The sequence below is a fragment of the Salegentibacter sp. UBA1130 genome (assembly GCF_002311535.1).
Taxonomy (GTDB): Bacteria; Bacteroidota; Bacteroidia; order Flavobacteriales; family Flavobacteriaceae; genus Salegentibacter; species Salegentibacter agarivorans.
In genome coordinates this window covers 404,090-426,535 of record NZ_DCAP01000020.1, presented here as the reverse complement: position 1 = coordinate 426,535, position 22,446 = coordinate 404,090, and the positions used below count along the sequence as shown (strand labels likewise).

Annotated in this window: 15 protein-coding genes; 12 read left to right on the top strand and 3 right to left on the bottom strand. The window is 36.9% G+C overall.

The window, feature by feature from the left end:
* Window positions 1–85 precede the first annotated feature (85 nt).
* The 3 genes from B4F31_RS07370 (at window position 86) to B4F31_RS07360 (ending at window position 4,653) form a co-directional block, all read left to right on the top strand.
* Window positions 86–1,117 (top strand): LacI family DNA-binding transcriptional regulator, encoded by a 1,032-nt coding sequence (locus B4F31_RS07370; protein WP_093304465.1) that lies wholly within the window; start codon window positions 86–88, stop codon window positions 1,115–1,117.
* Between the two features lie 129 nt (window positions 1,118–1,246).
* Window positions 1,247–2,422, top strand: a complete 1,176-nt coding sequence (locus B4F31_RS07365) for a glycoside hydrolase family 76 protein (RefSeq protein ID WP_286760993.1) — start codon at window positions 1,247–1,249, stop codon at window positions 2,420–2,422.
* Window positions 2,423–2,448: 26 nt separating this feature from the next.
* A complete protein-coding gene (locus tag B4F31_RS07360) occupies window positions 2,449–4,653 on the top strand; it encodes a GH92 family glycosyl hydrolase (protein WP_075325017.1) in 2,205 nt (734 codons plus the stop codon).
* Between the two features lie 102 nt (window positions 4,654–4,755).
* Here the strand turns inward: B4F31_RS07360 and B4F31_RS07355 are convergent, their stop codons facing one another.
* From B4F31_RS07355 to B4F31_RS07345, 3 genes are all read right to left on the bottom strand, one after another.
* Window positions 4,756–6,594, bottom strand: coding sequence for a glycoside hydrolase family 76 protein (locus tag B4F31_RS07355; RefSeq protein ID WP_286760992.1), 1,839 nt, complete (start codon window positions 6,592–6,594; stop codon window positions 4,756–4,758).
* 132 nt (window positions 6,595–6,726) lie between these two features.
* Window positions 6,727–7,554 carry a 3-keto-disaccharide hydrolase gene (locus tag B4F31_RS07350; RefSeq protein WP_083634118.1) on the bottom strand — a complete coding sequence of 276 codons (828 nt, stop codon included), beginning with the start codon at window positions 7,552–7,554 and terminating at the stop codon, window positions 6,727–6,729.
* 46 nt (window positions 7,555–7,600) lie between these two features.
* Entirely contained in the window at window positions 7,601–9,076 is a 1,476-nt protein-coding gene (locus B4F31_RS07345; protein WP_286760991.1) for a Gfo/Idh/MocA family protein, read from the bottom strand.
* Between the two features lie 691 nt (window positions 9,077–9,767).
* On the opposite strand from B4F31_RS07345, the gene B4F31_RS07340 reads away from it, so the two are divergent.
* From B4F31_RS07340 to B4F31_RS07300, 9 genes are all read left to right on the top strand, one after another.
* Window positions 9,768–12,830, top strand: coding sequence for a SusC/RagA family TonB-linked outer membrane protein (locus B4F31_RS07340; RefSeq protein WP_286760990.1), 3,063 nt, complete (start codon window positions 9,768–9,770; stop codon window positions 12,828–12,830).
* Window positions 12,831–12,841: 11 nt separating this feature from the next.
* Complete coding sequence (locus B4F31_RS07335) at window positions 12,842–14,458, top strand: RagB/SusD family nutrient uptake outer membrane protein (protein ID WP_093304471.1); 1,617 nt, start codon at window positions 12,842–12,844, stop codon at window positions 14,456–14,458.
* Between the two features lie 11 nt (window positions 14,459–14,469).
* Window positions 14,470–15,270, top strand: coding sequence for a discoidin domain-containing protein (locus B4F31_RS07330; protein ID WP_075325012.1), 801 nt, complete (start codon window positions 14,470–14,472; stop codon window positions 15,268–15,270).
* Window positions 15,271–15,595: 325 nt separating this feature from the next.
* The gene (locus B4F31_RS07325) at window positions 15,596–16,270 is read left to right on the top strand and encodes a basic secretory protein-like protein (RefSeq protein ID WP_286760989.1); all 675 of its coding nucleotides are present in this window, start codon (window positions 15,596–15,598) and stop codon (window positions 16,268–16,270) included.
* A gap of 70 nt (window positions 16,271–16,340) precedes the next feature.
* Window positions 16,341–17,774 (top strand): glycoside hydrolase family 125 protein, encoded by a 1,434-nt coding sequence (locus B4F31_RS07320; RefSeq protein ID WP_093304475.1) that lies wholly within the window; start codon window positions 16,341–16,343, stop codon window positions 17,772–17,774.
* A 41-nt stretch (window positions 17,775–17,815) separates the two neighbouring features.
* Entirely contained in the window at window positions 17,816–18,940 is a 1,125-nt protein-coding gene (locus B4F31_RS07315; protein WP_037317837.1) for an ROK family protein, read from the top strand.
* 17 nt (window positions 18,941–18,957) lie between these two features.
* Window positions 18,958–20,685 carry a GMC family oxidoreductase gene (locus B4F31_RS07310; RefSeq protein WP_286760988.1) on the top strand — a complete coding sequence of 576 codons (1,728 nt, stop codon included), beginning with the start codon at window positions 18,958–18,960 and terminating at the stop codon, window positions 20,683–20,685.
* Between the two features lie 11 nt (window positions 20,686–20,696).
* The gene (locus tag B4F31_RS07305; RefSeq protein ID WP_075325009.1) at window positions 20,697–21,395 is read left to right on the top strand and encodes a gluconate 2-dehydrogenase subunit 3 family protein; all 699 of its coding nucleotides are present in this window, start codon (window positions 20,697–20,699) and stop codon (window positions 21,393–21,395) included.
* A gap of 15 nt (window positions 21,396–21,410) precedes the next feature.
* Entirely contained in the window at window positions 21,411–22,436 is a 1,026-nt protein-coding gene (locus B4F31_RS07300) for a glycoside hydrolase family 43 protein (protein ID WP_083634117.1), read from the top strand.
* Window positions 22,437–22,446: the final 10 nt, after the last annotated feature.

Below are 22,446 nucleotides of genomic sequence, written 5' to 3'. Positions count from 1 at the left end.
TGTTGAACAGTGAAATTTAATATTAATTAAATCCGGCTTAAGAAGATTTCAAGCCAGGGTGCATATTATTAACAGGGGCATATTTATGAAAAAAGCTAAAAAACATTCTGTAAAAGGAATTGCAGAAAAATTAAACATTTCACCTACTACTGTATCTTTTGTTCTTAATGGGAAAGCTAAAGAGAAGAAGATATCTGATGAGATGATAGAAAGGGTTTTAGCTTACGTAAAAGAAATAAATTATAAACCCAATCAACTTGCACAAAGTTTACGTACAGGAAAATCCAAGATTATAGTTTTTATGGTAGAAGATATTTCAAACCATTTCTTCGCCAGTATAGCCCGAAAAATAGAAGATCTGGCCTACGAACAGGATTATAAGGTACTCTTTTGTAGTAACGAGAATAAAGATAAAAAATCCAGGGATCTTATTCAGCTTTTTAAAGATAGACAGGTAGATGGATATATTATAAACCCTAGTCCTGGGATAAAAAAGGATATAGAAGCTTTAATCCAGGAGGATATCCCTGTGATATTATTTGACCGTTATTTTCCAGGTTTAAAAACTCATTTTGTGGGTATAGATAATGAAGAAGCCTCCTACAAAGCGACGCTTCATTTAATTGAGAATGGTTTTAAAAAAATTGGGTTTATTACTCTTGCCACTACACAAACTCAAATGGCAAATAGAAAAAAAGGTTATTTAAAAGCTACAAAAGAGCATGGGCTCTCAGAGAGGGTTCTGGAAATTGAGTTTGAGGCAGGGAACCCCCAGAGTAAAAAAGAACTTATCAAGGAATTTATATTTAAGGAAGACCTTGATGCTATTTATTTTTCTACAAATTATCTAACACAAAGTGGATTGGAAGTTTTCAAAGAGAATTCACCAGAGCTTATTGATAAATTTGGTATTCTGACTTTTGACGATCACGAATTTTTTAAAATCCACACCCCTACAATTTCAGCAATAGCTCAGCCTAAAGATGCGATGGCTTCAGAACTAATGAAGTTAATGTTGATGCTACTTAAGAAGTCAACTAAAGATTTACCTCCTAAAGAGATTATATTAAAAACGGAGTTATTACCGCGTCAATCCACCCTTCTAAAAAATCATTAGTTAATTCCTTAAAAAATTTTCAGTCAAATTAACATTTTTTTAAACTAAAACGATTTAGTATATTAGCTTCAATCTTTTAGAAAGTATTATTGATAGCCGCATTAAATGCGACATAAAAATTATGTTATTATGAGAATTTTAGTTTTTGGAATCTTTTTTCTGAGCAGCCTTTTATTTTTAATTTCCTGCTCCACAGATAATGATAATCTTGAGGATATTCAGGAAGAGGAAGAAGAGGAACAACCTTTAGACCCTGGGGATGAAGAGGAAGATGAGGTAGATAATTGGGCAGAAGTTGCAGAAAACCTACAGGAAGAAACATATAGTGTTTATTTGGCCTCCAATGGAACTTTTCGGCAGGATAATGAAGGTAATGAGAACTTTAACTATTGGTGGAATGCTCATATGCTGGATGTTCTAATTGATGGTTACCAGAGAACAGGAGATGAGTCTTACCTTCCAAAAATGAAGTCTTTGCTGGAAGGAATTAAAATTAAAAATGGGAATAAATATGAAAACGTCTTTATAGACGATATGGAGTGGCTTGGGATTGCCTGTCTACGTGCTTACAAGCTTACGAATGATGAGCAATACAAGGAAGTGGCAGATTTGCTATGGGAAGAAGTGAAAAAAGGATGGAGTGATGTACACGGCGGAGGTATTGCCTGGAAAACAGATACTCCCAATAGTAAAAACGCCTGTTCTAACGGCCCAGCTGCAATATTTGCTCTTTATCTTTATGAAATTGACCAGGACCAGGAAGATTTGGAATGGGCAAAGAAAATTTACCAGTGGTTAAACGATACCCTGGTAGATCCGGAATCAGGTTTGGTATGGGATAACATAGATTACCAGGATGGAGAAGCAGTTATAAATCGTGACTGGATATTTACTTACAATGTGGGAACTTATATTGGTGCTGCAAACTTATTGCACCAGGCCACCGGGGAAGAAATGTACTTAGAGGATGCTATAAAATCTGCGAGTTCAGTTGTAGCACCCGGTCAAATAACTACGGGTGGAGTTTTAAAAAATGAAGGCCAGGGAGACGGCGGACTTTTTAAAGGAATATTAGTTAGATATTTCACGCAACTTACCCTTAATCCCAATACTCCAGATGATAAACAGGAAGAATTCAAAGAGTTTATTCAATTTAATGCAGAAACTCTGTATCACAATGGATTAACCACTGCAGGGCTTGCGGGGCCAAATTGGAATGACGAACCCAGTGGTCGTGTAGATTTATCTACCCAACTAAGTGGCGTTATGCTCATGGAAGCTAAAGCCCTTTTAGATAGACAATAGAATTTTAAAATAATATACATCCTAAAATGAACCTAGTACAACCCCTTTATTTCCAGACAGGAAAGTTTCTTTTATTTTTCTTGTCTTTTTTATTTATCTCCTGCAATTCTACTAATCAGGATAATGAAGAAGTAGAAGATGATGAGCCTCAAAAATCTTATACTTCAATGGTTAATCCATTTATAGGAACTGCTCCTTTAACCGATCCGGAATTTATAGGTTATACACCTCCAGAAGGATGGCGGGTTTGGGCGGGATTAGTGTTTCCGGGTTCTTCTTTGCCTAATGCAATGGTTCAACTTAGTCCTATAACTGAGTATGGGACCGGTGCTGGTTATGAATATGAAGATACCGAAATACTTGGATTTACCCACACCAATAAAGGGCACTGGAATTTATGTAATATTCCAATTCTTCCGGTTTCGGGGAATGCTAAAGCTCCATTTAAATCTTCATTTTCTCATAACACAGAATCTGCATCTCCTGGGTATTACGAAGTTAACCTGGACGATTATGGAATTAAAGTAAGACTTACCTCTACGTTGAGAAGCGGATTTCACGAGTACACTTATGAAAATGAAACGGATAGAAAGATCCTTTTTGATTTGGCTAAAGCAAATCACGGGGTATCTAACTGGGAAATAACACAAGAAGATGATTATTCAATATCCGGTTTTCAGCATGTGGGAGGCGATAAAATTCATTTTTATGCAGAAAGTAATGTCAATATAAAAAAGCTTGACGTGCAAAAAATGGGAGAAAAAGATGGCTACGCTATTTTAAGTTTAGAAGATGGGAAGAATCCTGTGAGCCTAAAAATTGGTTTATCTTATGTAAATACTGAAAATGCTGCTCAAAATTTAAAAGAAGAAATTGGTAAAGCTGATTTTGAGGAGATTAAAAAACGTGCGAATAATACCTGGGAAGATTTACTTAAAACTATTGAAGTTACAGGAGGAAATGAAAAACAAAACGAAATGTTTTATTCTTCATTTTACCGTTCTTTTTTATGGCCGGCACTTAGAAGCGATGTGAATGGTGAATTTAAAGATGTAAAAGGAGAAATTCAGAAAAAAGATTTTAATTACTATACCAACCCTTCTTTTTGGGATACTTACCGAAATAAACTGGTACTTTTAAGTATTGTTTCTCCTGAAGTAACTACCGATATTATTAAAACCTTAATTGATAAAGGTGAAAAAACAGGTTTTATCCCCACATTTTTTCACGGGGATCATGCAGCACCTTTCATTGCCGGGACTTATTTAAGAGGAAATTCAAGCTTTGATGTAGAAAAGGCTTATGAACTCTTACTGAATAACGCTTATAAAGATGGTGGTCCCAGGCCACATATTAAAGAATACATTGAGAAGGGTTATATTTCAGATCCAGACGTGAAGAACCCTGAAGTAGAAACCAAAGCCAAAGCTGGAGTTTCAAAAACTTTAGAGTATGCCTATGATGATTACTCTGTAGCACAATTAGCCAAAGCATTGGGCGATGAAGAAAAATATGAAGATTTAATAAAACGTTCTGAAAATTATAAAAACGTTTTTGATACTTCAACTAATTTTATGCGTGGAAGACTTGAAAACGGAGATTGGATTAGTCCATTTGATACCGAATATCCTTATTATGAATATATGTACCGTGAGGCCAATGCTTGGCAGGTTTCTTTTTTTGCGCCACATAATATGCCTGAATTAGTAAAACTATATGGAGGGGCAGATAAATTTGAAGAAAAATTAGATTCTTTATTTACGTTGCCCTGGAATCCAGACCATATAGCGAGAAATGTTGCCAGTTTTATAGGTCAATATTCTCACGGCAATCAACCTGCACATGAAGCGCCATTTTCCTATTATTTTGTAGATAAACCTGAAAAATCTCAGGAGATTATTGATGAAATTCTTGGAGATTTCTACGGAGTTGGGGAAGATGGCCTGGCGCTTTCAGGAATGGATGATGCGGGTGAAATGTCTGCCTGGTATGTTTTTTCAGCAATGGGACTATATCCCTTATCTCCTGCAGATCCCGAATATTTAGTGACAGTTCCAATTTTTGAGGAAGTTAAATGGAACCTTCCTAACGGTAAAACACTCACAATAGATAGGGCAAATTCAGGTAGAAATCTAAAGCAAATAATGGTAAACGATGAGGAGCTGAAAGGCTACTTTATATCTCATGATTTGTTTAAAAGTGGGGGAGAAGTAGAGATAATAACAGAATAAAATGTAACTTTTGTTGAATAGGTCCCGGCGAAGTATCTAATGTTTTTCCGGGACCTATTTTATTTCCATTAAGAATTAGACGTTATAGCATTCGGTGATGAATTATCCTTGCTTCAAAAAGTTTGATAAGCTTAAAACTACACGTTCAAAAATTAATTTATGTGCTTCATCATTTAAATGTATGCCATCTCCACTATCATAATCCTTTTTAATAAGATTTTTTTCTGTAGCAAAACAGGTCCATAGATCAATGATGAATTCTTTATCAAAGTATGCATAAGTAGCATCTACCATATCTTTTTGAATATTAACTTTTGCCTTTTCAAAATTTCTGGGTTGTGGAGTGGTTACCCATACCGGAATTTCATTTTTAGTAGAATTAAATATTTTCTGGTAATTTTCTAATTGTTCTGGAGTATTGCGGCCTTCTGCAGCATCATTAGATGGTAAGTTAATTATAATAGCATCGGGATTATAAGAAAGTGCCTTAGAGATATTTTTATCGGGGTGGCCATCAGGAAGAAGATCTGCTGTGGTGAACCCCCCCTTTGCCAGGTTAATAACCTTAAAATTAGTATCGCTTTCCTGAAGGTAGTCTATAAATCTTGGTACCCATGCATTTTCTTTTTTGGTGGGTCCTATTCCTTCCGCTGTAGAAGATCCAAGCACTACAATTACAATTTCTTCTTTAGATAAAGTTGTAAAATGAGGCTTTTTATAAATTGCCTCGTTTTGTTGGCAATACCTTTTTACATTTTCTTGTTTCAAATTTAACCTGGCAGCCATTTCCATCATCATAACCCCACTCAATTGGGTTGAAAGATCTGTTTGATTCTTCGGTTTTTGTGCCCAATTAGGACTTACTACCATTTCTTTCTTATCTAATCCAAAAGTTCTTAGAGTATTTGCATTAAAAGCTAAAAAATCTAATAGGAGTTCTTTTCTTTGGTTTGCCAGCGCGGGATTTTCTGCCAGAAGAGTTAGGTTTCTTACCAAAATCCCTTTAAATAATCCGCCGTCACCCTGGCCTTCGCTTCTTAGAATACCTTCGAAAGTAAGTTTAGGGCTCCTCATTAAAGAGTTTGTAGTTTTCCAGGCTTCCTCCAAATATTCTTTATTTCCGGTATGGTTAAACAATTGCGTAGCTACTCCTATATAAGTTCCCTGGTTATAAGACAACACCAGATCTTTATTTATTACTGCTTCTTCATCTTGATAAGATATATTATCCCAAACCAGCCCGGTTAAAGGATCTACCAGCGTATTTTTTTGCCATTCAAAAATCTTTTTAGCCCATTCAAGTTCATCTTCGTTACTATTAATAGCATATAAATTAAGTGCTAGCAAAGCGCCCGGACCGTTAGAACAGGCATTTTTTTCTTCTGGTGTATCTGTTCTCCACATAATTCCTCCGCCGTGTACATCTGTCCATCCTTTTTTTACCTCCTCCCAAAGGTATTCTGCTACCTGTTTGTATTCTTCATCTCCCGTGGCTCGATAAGCCCTTACACAGGCAATTCCCAGCCATTCCATATCATCATTAAAGTAAATTTGAAAATTATCCTGATTGGAATTTTTTATTCCCCTAACCAGATCTTTAATCTTTGGTAAATAAGATTCGTCCTTTGTTCTTAAATAACCATCAATTAAAATGTCTACCATATGAGCATTCCACCAGTAATGAAATTTATTTTGTTCCTTATTATCCTGAGTAAACACTCCATTTTCTCCCAGGTAATTTTTATAGGTAGACTCCTGAAGAGAATTGGCAAGGTGAGACCATTTGTTATTATTTTCTAGAGTAACCAATTTGGAAGGTGCTGAAGTTGGTTTTTCTTTTCCAAAAACCAGGCTATGAGCGCCGAGTGTAATTAATATGAAAATTGGTGCGAAGGGTTTTAAGAGCCCAGCTAAACTTAGATTTGAAGATGTAAATTTCATAATAGAAGAATAAATAATTTTAGAGATTTCTAACTTTTATATAATGAAAAACCTCTAAACTCACTGGTTTTTACCAGGAGTAAAGAGGTTCTTTTGAATTTATAATCACCGTAGGAAATGCTTATAAATTAGCTATAATTTTTTAATCTTAATGTTTCTAAACCATACATCGTCACCGTGATCTTGAAGGCCTATATAGCCTTGTTTATCTTCTCCTCCAGCATTTAAGAAGTTTTCCCAGTCTTTAAATTTACTGTCCGCTACCATTTCCTTCCACTTATCAGTCCATAGATGGTATTCTACAACATTTTCTCCGTTTTGAGAGTGAACTACCGTGCCTCTATATACAATAATAGAAGCTTTATTCCATTCTCCAACTGGCTTGGCATTTTGAGGTTCAGCGGGTATTAGGTCATATAAAGAGGCTGACTGTCTATTTCCATTTTTTCCCAATCTTGCATCAGGATGTTTTTCATTATCCAATATCTGAAATTCAGGAGCTGAGGTATAAATAGGTTCGCCATCAATTTCTTCCGCCAGGTAAAAGATCCCGCTATTTCCACCTTCAGAAACCTTCCATTCCAGGGAAAGCTCAAAATCTTTAAATTCCTCTTTGTAAATAATGTCTCCGCCACCACCGGCTTCCCCGGCTCCACTTCCCTGCACTTTTAAGGCACCGTCTTCAATAACCCATCCTTTAGGAAAGGAATCTTTTCCATAACCTCGCCAGCCATCTGTACTTTCTCCATCAAAGAGTAATTCCCAACCTTCTTCTTTTTCTTTTGCTGAAAGTTCATTTAAACCTGCTTCATCTTCTAATTCTTCTGAGTTAGCTTCTATTTGAGCATTGTCCTGGTCTTTATTTTCTTCTTTTTGATCTTTACAACTAGTAAAGATAGCGCCAAGAAGCAAGAGGGGTAGTGCGATGTTTTTCTTTTTGATTTTAGGTAAATATGTCATAGTATTTGTGATTTAAATTGTGTGATAAATTGTTTAGTTGAATGGGTTATAATTTCCAGCCTTCTCTGTAATTATGTTTAATATATTGTTCGGCTGCTTCTCTCGCATTAATGGTAGCATACTGGGTATTAAATTTTGGATCGCCATCTACCACAGTGAATTTATCGGTAGTTACTACCTTAATTTCTTCACTTTCTCCAATATTGGTGATTTTCATATTTTTTCCATCCCAATTTAATTTCTTATTCAGGTCCTGTAAACGAACAGCTAAATTCCCCATTACTACCACCTCATTAAATGGTCCCGAATAACCGAAGTGAGAACTTGCCTCACGGCGGTTGTTTTTAGATTCTTTACATGCTCTTACCCAATCCATCTCATGGCTGGTTTCAACACGCGGAATCACTTTTTTAGTTTGAGGTGGATTGTCTTCTCTTCCTATTATATAAGGATCACGACCATAGGTTCCGCAAATAATGGTTCCTTTGGTTCCAACTACCATAGCTCCGCCATCATTATCACCAAGCACTTTTCCTGGTTTAATACCTTCTGGTCTCTCAGGCAGTAATCCGCCATCATACCAGGTTAATTTTAATTCAGGTCTATTTATTTTATTCAGTTTAGATTGTTCAGGGAAGTAATAAATTACTTTTTCTGCTATGGGAGCACTTTCAGTATTTACCTGGGAAGAGCTACCTTGAAAGGCTGTAGGATGATCCAAATCTAGCGCGAAATATACCGGGTCCATAATATGACAGCCCATATCACCTAATGCGCCAGTTCCAAAATCCCACCATGCTCTCCAATTCCACGGAGTATAAGCTGGATGGTAAGGTCTGTATTCAGCCGGTCCTATAAAGAGGTCCCAATCTAGGGTAGAAGGGATAGCAGGTTCGTTTCCTGGTCTTTCTAATCCTTGTGGCCAAATGGGACGGTTGGTCCAACAATGTGCTTCTATAGGATCACCAATTTCGCCATTCCGAATCCATTCCGCAAAAAGCCGGGTGCCTTCGCCCGAATGTCCCTGGTTACCCATTTGGGTAGCTACACCTGTTTCCTTTGCCAGTTCTGTAAGATATCGAGATTCATAAATAGAATGGGTAAGGGGTTTTTGCAGGTAAACATGTTTACCCATTTTCATACTTTCAGCAGCTGTAACTGCGTGAGTATGATCGGGGGTTGCAATTACTACCGCATCAATATCATCACCCATAGTTTCTAACATCTTACGATAATCTTTAAACTTTTTGGCTTTGGGATAATCGTTAAAAGCTCTTTGAGCATATTTCCAATCTACATCACAAAGGGCTACAATATTTTCCCCGGCCATTTCTCTTAGATTAGCTCTTCCCATACCACCTACACCAATTCCAGCAATATTTAAAGTATCACTCGGTGCTTTGTAGCCAACTCCCCCAAGTACGTGTCTTGGAACAATAGAAATACCGGCGGCAACTGTGGCGGTACGGCTTATAAACTTTCTTCTTGAAAGTTTATTTAAATCCTTATTTTTTTTATCCATTTTAATTGGTTTAAAAAGTTAATCGTTTAAACTATTTGTATTTAAGTTTGTGAAAATCATAAGGGAATTAGAGCTTCCATCAAGATGAGAAAAGTTCTTTGTGTAGTATCTTCTTGATAAATAGTGAGAATATTTAAGAAGAATGTTCATTTTCTATCGGTTAAATAGGTACTTGCCTAAGTATTTACGGCTAATATACTAAAACGATTTAGCAAAACAAGAAATGGTTTAAAAAAAATCTGAGGGGGTTAGAAGGGCTATTTTATTGAAGGTATATTTTTATAATATTATACTCTAATCACTTTTAGCATTTTTTGAAGCTATTAATTATGTGACTTAGGAAACTGTTGCTATATAATAGTCCGCTTATTATATTAGAAAGGAGAAATAAAAATCCCTGGCAATTATTTAAATAAATATTTCTGAATTTATATCTGTCAGAATAAAATGTTTAATAAGAGAAATAATTATTAAAATAATTGAATCTCTTTCTGGTCTTCCTTTCAGATAGTTACCATTTTATCCCTGGAAATAGAACTTTTCTTAATCTTTTTACCCCTAAACATTTATTTCACACCTACATAGAATGTTAAAATTACTAAAATTTTAAATATTATTTTTTTAACTAAACCGTTTTAGTATATTAGCTTTACTAATTTAATGTTAAATACTAACTAAACTTTAAACTAATATGGAAAAAAAGACTAGCCTGTTTGTTCGGTCTATTTACCTTCGATTGAATCTCAAATATTTTTTGTTTTTCTTATTAATGGTATTTCAGATTGCCCAGGCATATCCTTATGCGCTGAATCAAAATACGGTGACAGGAACTGTTACTGATTCTAACGGATTACCTCTTCCCGGGGTGACTGTCCAGGAAAAAGGAACGAACAATGGAGTACAGACCGATTTTGATGGGAATTACTCTATTACATTAGAAAACCAGGATGCGGTGCTGGTATTTTCTTTTGTTGGAATGCAAACGATTGAGCAAAATGTAAATGGACAATCTTTGATTGATGTTCAAATGGAAGTTAGCCAGGAATCTCTGGATGAGGTAGTATTGGTAGGGTATGGTACCCAAAATAGACGGTCTGTTACTACTTCTATTACCAAGGTGACTGAAGATGATTTTAACCAGGGAGTAGTAACTAATGCTTTATCTCTTATTCAGGGTAAAGTACCCGGATTGTCAATTACCCGACCTGCCGGAAATAACCCAAATGCAGGGACATCAATTCAGCTTAGAGGGGTTACCTCAATAACTGGTAATACAGAACCTTTAATCGTTATAGATGGTATTCCAGGTGGTAACTTAGACCTTGTACAGCAAAATGATATTGAGTCTTTTGATGTTCTTAAGAGTGGTGCTGCTTCAGCAATTTATGGAACCAGAGGAAACAATGGTGTTATACTAATAACTACCAAAAAAGGTAAATCTGGAGTAACTAGTTTTGATTATTCTACGTTTTTATCAAGAGATTTTGTAAACGCTAAACCAAATTTTTTATCTGCAGCCCAGTATAGGCAGGCTATGGAAGATGGCGTTTTCTCTTCAAATGATTTCGGATATTCTACAGATATATTTGATGAACTTGTTAACGAAGCAAACCTTAGTCAGTATCATAATTTTGTTGCTTCTGGTGGAGGCGAAAATAGTAATTACAGGGTTTCCTTATACTATAGGAATCTTGAAGGAATTGCATTGGAAAATGAAAGAGAAGAATTTGGGGTTAGAGCTAGTTTTAATCAATCCGCTTTTGACGATCGATTAAATTTTCAGTCTAGCATTGTAACTAACTTTAATAATGCTAATTTATTAGGAGGAGGTCAATTTGGTATTGTAACCGATTGGAACCCTACTGCACCTATATATGCTCCTTATTCCGTTGAAGAAGGAACCGAGTTGTATAACGAAGGAAAATTCGGTTTTTATCAGCCTCAGCGAGGATACAATCCTTTTTCGGAATATGAAAACAGGTTTAATAAGAGACAGCAGCAAACTTTTTCTGGTGATGCTAAAGCTTCCTTTGAAATTACAGAAGGTCTAATAGTAGCTGCCTTTGGGTCTTACCAACGTAATACCTGGAATGACAGGCAGTATAGATCTATTCAGGATTGGAACCAGTACAACGATGGAAGTCAGTACCTGGGAACTGGTTATGCTTATAAATCAAACTTACTGGATCATACCACTACTTTTGAGCCTACCTTAACCTTTGAACGGGAAATAGGAGATCATGCTTTTGATCTATTAGGAGGCTATAGTTACCAGTATACTACTTTGGAAACTTTTGATATGAATAACAGTGGTTTTACTACTGATGCATTTTTAGACTGGAATTTTGGTGCTGGAAACGCAATTATTGATACCGATTTACCCCGACCTGGTCTAAACAGTTTTAAAAATGATAATACGCTAATCGCGTTTTTTTCCAGAGTAAATTATTCTTTTAAAGATCGTTATTTCCTACAGGCATCTATGCGTAGAGAAGGTTCTTCTAAATTTGGAGCTAATAATAAGTGGGGTAATTTTCCTGCTGTTTCTGCTGCCTGGTTAATCTCAGATGAAGCTTTTATGGAAGATACAGACTTTGTTTCTAATCTTAAACTAAGAGCAGATTATGGTATTACCGGTAATCAGGGTATTCCCAATTATCAATCTCTGGTAACACTTGGGACCGGTGGGCGTTATCCAATTTACCCAGACTCTCCAAATGCCGATGGACAGTATATTCCAACGTTCTATCAAACCTACGGAGCTAATAAAAACCCTAACCCAGATTTAAGATGGGAAAGGAAAAAGGAATGGAACTTAGGATTGGATTTTGGGCTGTTTAATAATAGATTAACTGGTGCTTTAGATGTTTATAACCGCCGCACCGAAGATTTACTTCTAAGTTATGAAGTGCCACAACCGCCGTTTGTTCAGCGTACTATTTATACTAATGTTGGTACCATAACTAATAAAGGGGTAGAATTAGGAATGACTTTTAGAGCTATTAATTCTGAAGATTTTAGCTGGACTATAGATATGGCTGGTAGTTATCAGGAAAATGAACTAACTACACTTTCTAATGATCAATTTATTGCCAGTGAAATTTATGGAGGAAATATTGGAAACCCAGGAAATTTAGGAGATGCAATTAGAAATACCGAAGGAGGGCCAATTGGAAATTTCTACGGAAAACGTTTTGCCGGCTTCACACAAGATGGCCAATGGCTTTTTTATAAGGCCGATGGCTCTGTAGTGCCAGCCAGTGAGATTAGTCCGCGAGAAGATAATGCTATAATAGGAAACGGAATGCCTAAGTACAATGCATCCTTAACCAATACCTTTCGCTATAAGAACTTTGATCTTACTGTTTTCTTAAGAGGTAAATTTGACTATGATATTTTGAATACAGTAGACTTGTTTTATGGCAACCCAAATATTGGAGGCAATGTTTTGACTTCTGCTTTAGACCAGTATAGCCATATTAGTGAGCAGCCTCAATATTCAGATTATTACCTGGAAAGCGGCGATTTTGTAAAACTGGATAACGTAACTCTTGGATATAACTTCAAATTTGGAGAAAATAGTCCTTTCAATGCCCTTAGGGTTTATGCCAACGCACGTAACCTTGCTGTAATAACTGGATATACAGGTAGAGATCCGGAAGTTCAGGATACCGGGCTTTATCCTGGTGTAGATGATAGAAATTTCTATCCTAGAACTACTACGATTACTGCTGGTATGAATGTTAAATTTTAAACAAACAAGAAATGAAGAATTTATTAAGTATAAAAAATTTAGCCTGCTTCGCGCTAGTATTTAGTTTCTTCGGCTGTATGGATTTGGATGAGAGTCCATATTCTGAACTAGAGGAATCAAATTTCTATAATAATGAATTAGAAATTATTCAGGCTACACTAAGACCTTTTACACACATGCAGGCCTGGTTGTCCTGGTCTGGCCAAAATGGCTATTATTATCACAATGAATTATCAGCTGATCAGGTAGCCTGGCCTCAAAAAGGGCCTCATGGATTTGATGGTGGAGATCATATTAGACAACATTATCACACCTGGACTCCTCAGGAAGGGAGACTGGCCAATACCTGGAGTTTAATGTGGACTGGAGTAGGATATGTAAACTCGGCCATTACTGATATCCAAAATATTGATCCTGAATCTGCAAATATATCTCAGGAGCGTTTGGAATCTTTAGTAGCAGAATCAAAAGTTTTAAGAGCCTACCATTATATGAAATTAATGGATCTTTTTGGTAATATTCCAATTGTTACTCAAGTGGGCGAGCCCCAGAATCCAGCTACTGCATCCAGAGAAGAGGTTTTTGCCTTTGTAGAAAGTGAATTGTTGGAGAATGTAGAAAGCCTTCAGCCGTTGTCACAATCCTTACTTGGTAGAGTATCTAAAGCTGTTGGATACGCTATGTTATCTGAACTTTATCTTAATGCCGAAGTTTGGAGTGGAGAACCAAGATGGCAGGAAAGCATTGAGTATGCCGATAAAGTAATTAATGGAGAAGGTGGGGCACTCATGGGAAGTATGGCCTTAGACCAGGATCCATTAGGTCCTTTTAGTAACCAGAATGAACTTTCTCCAGAGAATATTTTCCAGTTTCCATTTAGTAGAGAAAATGGATTTGGCTATGATTGGCGCGCTTTTTATTCAGGATTCTCCAATATGGCCCCTGCATTAGATGTAAATTATTCAGGTTGGAATGCTTTTGTTGTAATTCCTTCAGCTTTTGATGAATATAAAGAGAGCGATATTAGAAAACAGGAGTGGTTTTTATTCGGACCTCAATATAGATTCGGTACAGATCAGCCAATTTTAGGATCAGAAGAATATAATGGACAGCCTTTGGTTTATGTAAACAATATTAGAAGAAATACTGAAGGCCAAACGGGAGAAGGAAGTATGACAGATGGAGAAGAGAACAGTGGTGCTCGTTTTCATAAATATCGTTCGGGAACACAAACAGATGAAAACTATTTAGAAAACGATTTTGTGATTTACAGGTTAACCGAAATGTATTTTAACAAAGCTGAAGCTTTAATGCGATTAAATGGTGGAAGTGCAACCGCTGAAGCGGTAGACCTTATTAACGAAAGTAAGAGTCGTTATTTTAATGATGAAGACTGGACTGAGGCTTCTTATACCACGGCTACTTTAACATTAGATGAGTTACTGGAAGAAAGAGGTCGTGAATTTATTTTTGAAGGGAAACGTCGTACAGATCTTATAAGATTTGGTGAATTTACCACGGGAACATGGTGGGATCACGAACCTAGTGAAGATTTTAGAACATTATATCCAATACCTCTAAGACAGGTGCAAACCAATCCTAATTTAGAACAAAATCCAGGTTATTAAAAAAATATAATATGAAGACAAAAATTTTCAATTTAAAGAATATCATCCTCGCTACTATTTTAGTAGGCCTGTTTTCCTGTGAGGGGCGCAGGGATTTCCCAGATTTGGTGGAGACTGGAGTTACTCTAGACAATACTGATATTTTACTTATTTCAGGAGAAACAGAGGAGATTAAAGCAAGATTTGTACCCAATATTTTTCCAGCCAGGGACTATGTTTGGGAGATTGATGATCCTAGTGTTGCCGATCTTGTTATGAACGAAGATAAGTCAGTAACTATTACTGCCGTAGGAGCTGGAGAAACTGTTTTAAGAATAGTTTCTCAGGACCAGGAGAGTATAAGTGCTGAAGCACAATTAAAAGTGATTGCCTCAGCCCCGGTAGATATTACTGATGAAGCGGTAATATCTGTAAATAGAGAGAATGGCGGTGGCCCAGAGGGCAATGAAGGCTCCCTAAAATTAATTGATGGAGATTTAAATTCGAAATATTTAGCCGGTTACGAGCAACCGTTTTGGGTAAACCTTGAGTTTGAAGAAGAGAAAGTAGTGAGTTTTTATCAATTAACCTCTGGAAATGATGCACCAGATAGAGATCCGCGCGATTGGCAAATTCAGGGTTCTAATGATGGTGAAAACTGGGAAGTTTTGGATGAAAGAGTTGATCAAACTTTTAGCGGAAGAAATTTAACCAGGGAGTTTTATTTTGAGAATGAAACGGCTTATACTCATTATAGGTTTAATGTAGTAAATAATAATGGCGGAGGTCTATTCCAAATGAGTGAGTGGCGCCTATTATCAATTCCAGAATAAAGTTTTAGCCAAAGAGGTCAAACTAAGTATTTTGACCTCTTAATTTTTATCTGGTAATAATAATCCAGGATTACCTAAGAGTGAATCAATTTAAATTAAAAAGAATTTATAAATAGAAATAGTGGAGGTGAGGCAATCATGTTTTAATAGTTTTTTCATATTTAGTTGTTAGCCTAATTAATTCCACCTCCGCTTTTTCTTATATAAATTTAATACCTATTTGAAAGTATTGACAAAGCTTAGCCTTGTAATACATTAAATCTTTTCCTCTAGAAATCTTTAAAGAGAATAAAGAGCTTGGAATAGAATTGAAAGAAATTAAAAAATGAAAAATACCTGCCTGCTTATCACCTTGTTTACCCTCCTTGTGGTAATCGAAATGCAAGCTCAGCAACCTGAAGTTTTTAAGGAAAAAGATAAAACTCTAATGTTTACCAACGATTCGCCTTTTTTAGATAGCGAGGTAAAGAACGGTTTAGTAAAAACCTTCTTTAAGGTTTATCCAAAAATGGTAAAAGATTTTAATCCTGAAGCTAAGGATACCATTTTTGTTAAAATTGATACTTCCTATACCGGGGTTGCCTTTGCGAACAATGGTAAAATCACAATAAGCTCCCAATGGCTTGAAAAGAAACCAAACGATTTAGATGTAATTACTCACGAAGCCATGCATATTGTACAATCCTATCCACATCAAGCGGGTCCAGGGTGGCTTACCGAGGGAATTGCCGATTATGTACGTTATAAATATGGTGTTAATAATGAAGGTGCAGAATGGTTTCTGCCAGAATATTCACCCGATCAATCTTATAAAAATAGCTATAGAATAACCGCCAGGTTTTTAGCCTGGATTTCAAATAATTATAATCAGAATCTTGTTGTAGCTCTGGATAGAAATATGCGGGAAAATACCTATTCCGAAGTATTATGGAAAGAACTTACGGGTGCTACACTCGATGAGTTATGGGAAGCTTACGCAGAAAATCCTGATAATATTTAATGAAAAAAAATAGCGTATATACAAGAGGAATAAGAACTATCACTATTAAGTCCTACAGAAATTTTAATATATGAAACGTAGAAAATTTATACAAAATACTGCATTAGCAGGCGGTCTAACAATGTTGGATCCATTTCATCTTAATGCTTCAGAAATAAGCGATTTTTTTAAAAAATTCCCCGTGGTTAGAACTCCTAAGGGAGATCGAAATTTCGAAAGTAAAATAATTGAAAAGGTTATTGCAGAATTTCAGAAAAATGTAAAAGACGAAGAACTGGGATGGCTTTTTAATAATTGCTTCCCTAATACTTTAGATACCACGGTAACCTATTCAGAAATAAATGGCAAACCAAACACCTATGTAATAACCGGGGATATCGATGCCATGTGGTTAAGGGATAGTGTAGCGCAGGTTTGGCCTTATATGACTTTTGTCGAGGAAGATCAAAAACTTAAAAAACTTATAGCGGGTGTTATAAACCAGCAGACTCAGTATATATTAAAAGATCCGTATGCTAATGCTTTTTATGATGATTCTGAAAAGAAAGGTGAATGGTTTAGCGATTTAACCGATATGAAGCCTGGTGTACACGAGCGTAAATGGGAGATTGATTCCCTATGTTATCCTATTAGGTTAGGTTACCATTACTGGAAATCTACTGGCGATACCAGCCCTTTCGATGATAATTGGATAAAAGCCATTGATTCTATCCTTAAGGTATTTAAAGATCAGCAAAAAAAGGATGATAGAGGCGCATATTCTTTTCAAAGAGAAACTCCAAAAGCTACCGATACCCGTGCGTTGCAGGGGTATGGCTATCCAGTTAATCCAGTAGGCCTAATTTGTTCGGCATTTAGACCTAGTGATGATGCCACGGTGTTTTCGTTTTTAATTCCTTCAAATTTCTTTGCAGTGGTTAGCCTGGAGCAAGCTGCAGAAATGTTAACAGAAATCCATGGAGAGACCGATAAAGCAAATGAACTCCTGAAGTTAAGAAAAGAGGTGAAAGAAGCTTTGGATGAGTATGCCGTTGTAGATCATAAAAAATATGGTAAGATCTACGCTTTTGAAGTGGATGGTTTTGGCAACCAATTGTTAATGGATGATGCTAATGTTCCTAGTCTCCTTTCATTACCTTATCTAGGCGCCGTAGCTGCAGATGATCCTATTTATCAAAATACAAGAGATTATATTTGGTCTAAAGACAATCCTTTCTTTTTCGAAGGCACTGCAGCTGAAGGAATAGGTGGCCCCCACGTTGCGCTAGATATGATTTGGCCTATGTCTATTACCATGAAAGGTTTAACCAGTAAGGATGATAAAGAAATTAAATGGTGTATAAATACACTTAAAAATACTCATGGAGATACTGGCTTTATGCACGAAACCTTCCATAAAGACGATCCCACAAATTTCTCCCGGGAATGGTTTGCCTGGGCCAATACGCTATTTGGAGAATTTCTTTGGAAAACTTACCAGGAAAAGCCGCATTTGTTGAAATAACAAAATTATAAAAACCGAAAATCTTACTGCTAAGTTTGCAAATGAAAATATTTCAAGACGAAAGAATAGTTTTAACATTAGATGCAGGTGGGACTAATTTTGTTTTTTCCGCTTTAAAAGGAGGAAAACCAATTACTCCACTTATCACCTTACCATCCAACTCAACAGATTTAGAAAAATGCCTGGAAAATATTATTGAAGGTTTCAAAAGAGTAAAAAAGCTTTTATTGCCAGAAAAGGCAGTGGCTATTAGTTTTGCTTTCCCAGGACCTGCAGAATACGAAAAAGGGATTATTATAAGCCCTCCAAACTTCCCCTCTTTTAAAGAGGGCGTGGCCTTGGGACCAATGTTGGAGGATTATTTTAACTTGCCTACTTATATTAATAATGACGGAGATCTTTTTACCTATGGAGAGGCTATTGGTGGCTTTCTTCCAGAGGTTAATAATGGTTTTAAAGAATTCGGAATAAAAAAAGAATTTAAAAATCTAATAGGTATTACTTTAGGAACCGGTTTTGGCGCCGGGGTTGTTATAAACCAGGAAATATGTGCAGGAGATAATTCTGCGGGGGGAGAAATTTGGTTGATGAGAAATCTCTTAGAGCCAAAAATTATTGCCGAAGAAAGTGTAAGTGTAAGGGGAATCCAATCCTACTATAAAGATTACTCTAAAGAAAGCTTTGAGTTAAGCCCAAAAGATATTTTTCAAATTGCCGTAGGAGATAAAAATGGAAATAGGGAAGCCGCAGTTATGGCTTATGATAGTGTTGCGAAAGTTGCCGCAGAAGCACTGGCCAATGTTATGAATATAATTGATGGAGGTGTAGTTATTGGTGGGGGCATAGCAGGTTCTTCTAAATTACTGTTGCCACAAATATTAGAGCATCTTAATGGAAAAATTGAGAATAGGAACAAAGACAGGTTTAATAGAATAGTATCTCAGGCTTTTTCTTTTGAAGAACAAAAAACTAAGCAGGCATTTTATAAAACTGCAATGAAAAAAATTAAAGTTCCATTTTCTACCAGGGAAATTGAATTCGTAGAAGATAAAAGAGTCCCGGTGGGTATTTCCAGGTTGGGCACCAACAATGCTACTATGTTGGGAGCTTACGCAGTAGCTTTATCGAAATCTGGAAGAGTACTGGAGAAGAAGGAGAAGGTATAACCACATAAATTGAATTAATGTCATTTCAAATAAAGAAGCAATCAACTAAATATGATGTCTGCATAGTAGGCTCGGGTGCTGGTGGCGGTATGGCGGCCAAACTACTTGCTGATGCCGGGTTTAAAATAGCATTGCTGGAAGCGGGACCAGATTTTGATCCTGCTAACAAAGAACAGCGCACCCAACTTAGGTGGCCCTGGGAGTCTCCACGTAGAGGAGCTTCTACTACAAGGCCTTTTGGAGATTTCGATATGGCCTATGGTGGCTGGGAATTAGAAGGGGAGCCCTATACCCAAAATGCAAATACAGAATTTGCCTGGTTTAGATCAAGGATGTTAGGTGGAAGAACCAACCATTGGGGGCGTATTTCTCTTCGCTTTGGTCCCCTGGATTTTAAACGAAAGGATTTTGATGGAAAAGGTGATAACTGGCCAATAGGTTACGAAGACGTAAAACCATATTACGATAAAGTAGATAAATTAATTGGGGTTTTTGGGACTAAAGAAAATATACCAAACGAACCAGATGGGTTCTTTTTACCACCTCCAAAGCCCAGATTACACGAGTTATACATCAAAAAAGGGGCTAATAAAGCAGGAGTTCCTATGATTCCTTCTCGCTTATCTATACTCACAAAACCGGTGAATAAGGAGCGTGGCGCATGCTTTTTTTGTAACCAGTGTTCCCGTTCCTGTATGGCTTATGCCGATTTTTCTTCTTCATCTGTTTTAGTGAAACCAGCTGTAAAAACTGGTAATGTAGACCTCTATGTAAATGCCATGGTTAGAGAAGTCTTAACCAATGGGGAAGGGGAAGCTACCGGGGTTTCTTATATAGATAAAGACGATCTAAGAGATTACGAAATCAAAGCAAAAGTAGTAATCTTAGCCGCTAGCGCCTGTAGTTCGGCACGTATTTTACTTAATTCAAAATCGGCACAGCACCCTAACGGACTGGCAAATTCCAGCGGAGTGGTAGGGAAGTACCTTCACGATTCAACGGGATCTTCCAGGATGGGATTTATTCCCCAACTGGTAGATAGAGAACGTTATAATGAAGACGGCGTAGGCGGAATGCACCTTTATACACCATGGTGGCTAAACGATAGTAAAGACCTTGGTTTTACTCGTGGATATCATATTGAATATTGGGGCGGAATGAGTATGCCTGCTTATGGATTTGGGTTTAATACCCAGGCCTTAAAAGAAATTACCGGTGATACTTCACGAAATGCTTATGGCACGGGCCTCAAAAAAGATGTAAAAAAATTCTATGGAGCTACCTTTGGAATGGCCGGACGTGGAGAAAGTATTCCACGAAAAGAAAATTATTGCGAAATTGATTCAAATACAGTAGATAAGTATGGAATCCCGGTGCTAAAATTCAATTACAGCTGGTCTGATGAAGAAGTAAAACAAGCCAGGCATATGCAAGATACTTTTGAAGAGGTGATGCATAATATGGGCGCAGTTCCATTAGGGGACAAGCCTGGAAAAGAAAAAAATTACGGACTAGAAAATCCTGGAAAGATTATCCACGAAGTGGGAACCACAAGGATGGGTAAAGATCCTAAAAGTTCTGTTGTAAATGAATTTAACCAGGCGCACGATGTACCTAATTTATTTGTTATGGACGGCGGTCCCTTTGTATCCCAGGCAGATAAGAATCCAACCTGGACGATCCTGGCACTGGCCTGGCGTGCTACTGATTATTTGACCGAACAGCTTAAAAAAGGGAATTTATAAAATTTATAATTATGGATAGAAGGGAATCACTAAAAGCACTGGTTCTGGGAGGCGTAGGCTCTAGCTTGTTCCTTAGCAGTTGTGTGACCGATAAAAAATCACCTATTGCTGCAGGAGATATAATTGAAGAAAGAGAGGGGTACGGAAGAACTCCGGCGGAAGAGGAAAGAGATGAAGATTTATATTCTGAGACATTTTTCTCTGAAGAAGAGATGGCTACTATTTCTATATTATCAGATATTATTATTCCTGAAGATGAAGAATCGGTTTCCGCTACTGAAGCAGGCGTACCGGAATTCATCGAGTTTATTGTAAAAGACATTCCCGAGCATCAAATTCCAATGCGTGGTGGTTTAATGTGGATTAATAGGGAAAGCAATAAACGTTTTGAAGCAGCTTTCAATGAGATTTCAAAAGAAAATCAAATGGAAATTATAGATAACATGGCTTACCCCAGAGCCTTTGAAGAAAATTCTCCAGGCCCTGTATTTTTTAGGAATATCAGGAACCTGGTAGTTACCGGCTACTTTACAAGTGAGCCCGGATTTAAATATCTCGATTATCGCGGGAATACTCCCAATGTTTGGGACGGTGTCCCAGCGCATGTGCTTGAGAAACACGGAATGAAATACGATGAAGATTTATTAAAAGTAGCTATGGATCCAGTGACTAGAAATGAGGTAATGGATTGGAACAAATACGAAGTTTAAATTAAAATGCTAAAGATGAAAAATTCTTATAGAAACCTTTTATTATTGATGTTTGCAGCGCTTGCCGTTACAAGTTGCAAAATGAATGCAGAAGATAATAAAGAAAAAGAAGAGAAAACAGAAGAAGAAATTGTTCAAAACAATAATCCCGTCTTTCCCGGTTGGTATGCCGATCCTGAAGGAATCGTTTTTGATGATAAATACTGGATCTTTCCTACTTATTCTGCTCCTTACGAGGAACAGGTATTTCTTGATGCTTTTTCTTCAAAAGACCTCGTAAACTGGGAGAAACACGAAAGAATAATTGATACTGCTGAAGTGAAGTGGGCTAACCGGGCTATGTGGGCTCCTGCTATTATTAAAAAAGATAAAGATTATTTCCTGTTTTTTGGAGCTAACGATATTCAAAGTGATGAAGAGCTTGGAGGTATTGGTGTAGCTAAAGCTTCCAGTCCAGCAGGGCCCTACAAAGATCATTTGGGGAAACCTTTAATTGGAAAATTCCATAACGGCGCCCAGCCTATAGACCAATTTGTTTTTGAAGACGATGGAGAATATTATATGTTCTACGGGGGTTGGCAACACTGTAACGTAGCAAAATTAAATGATGATTTCACCGGGTTCAAAACTTTTGAAGATGGTGAAACTTTTAAGGAAGTGACCCCGGAGGGTTACGTAGAGGGACCGTTTATGTTTAAGCGAGATGGAAAATATTATTTCATGTGGTCTGAAGGTGGCTGGACCGGTCCAGATTACAGCGTAGCTTATGCCATTGCCGACTCACCTACCGGCCCTTTTAAAAGAATTGGCACAATATTACAACAGGATCCAGAGATTGCCAATGGTGCCGGGCATCACTCGGTAATAAAAACACCAGGTAAAGATGATTATTATATTGTGTACCACCGCCGTCCGGGAGGGGAAACCGCACGTGACTCCAGGATGACCTGTATAGATAGAATGTATTTTGATGAAAATGGGTATATAAAATCAGTAGTTATTACTCACGAGGGAGTTAAACCAAATCCAATAAATAAATAAAATATTACTA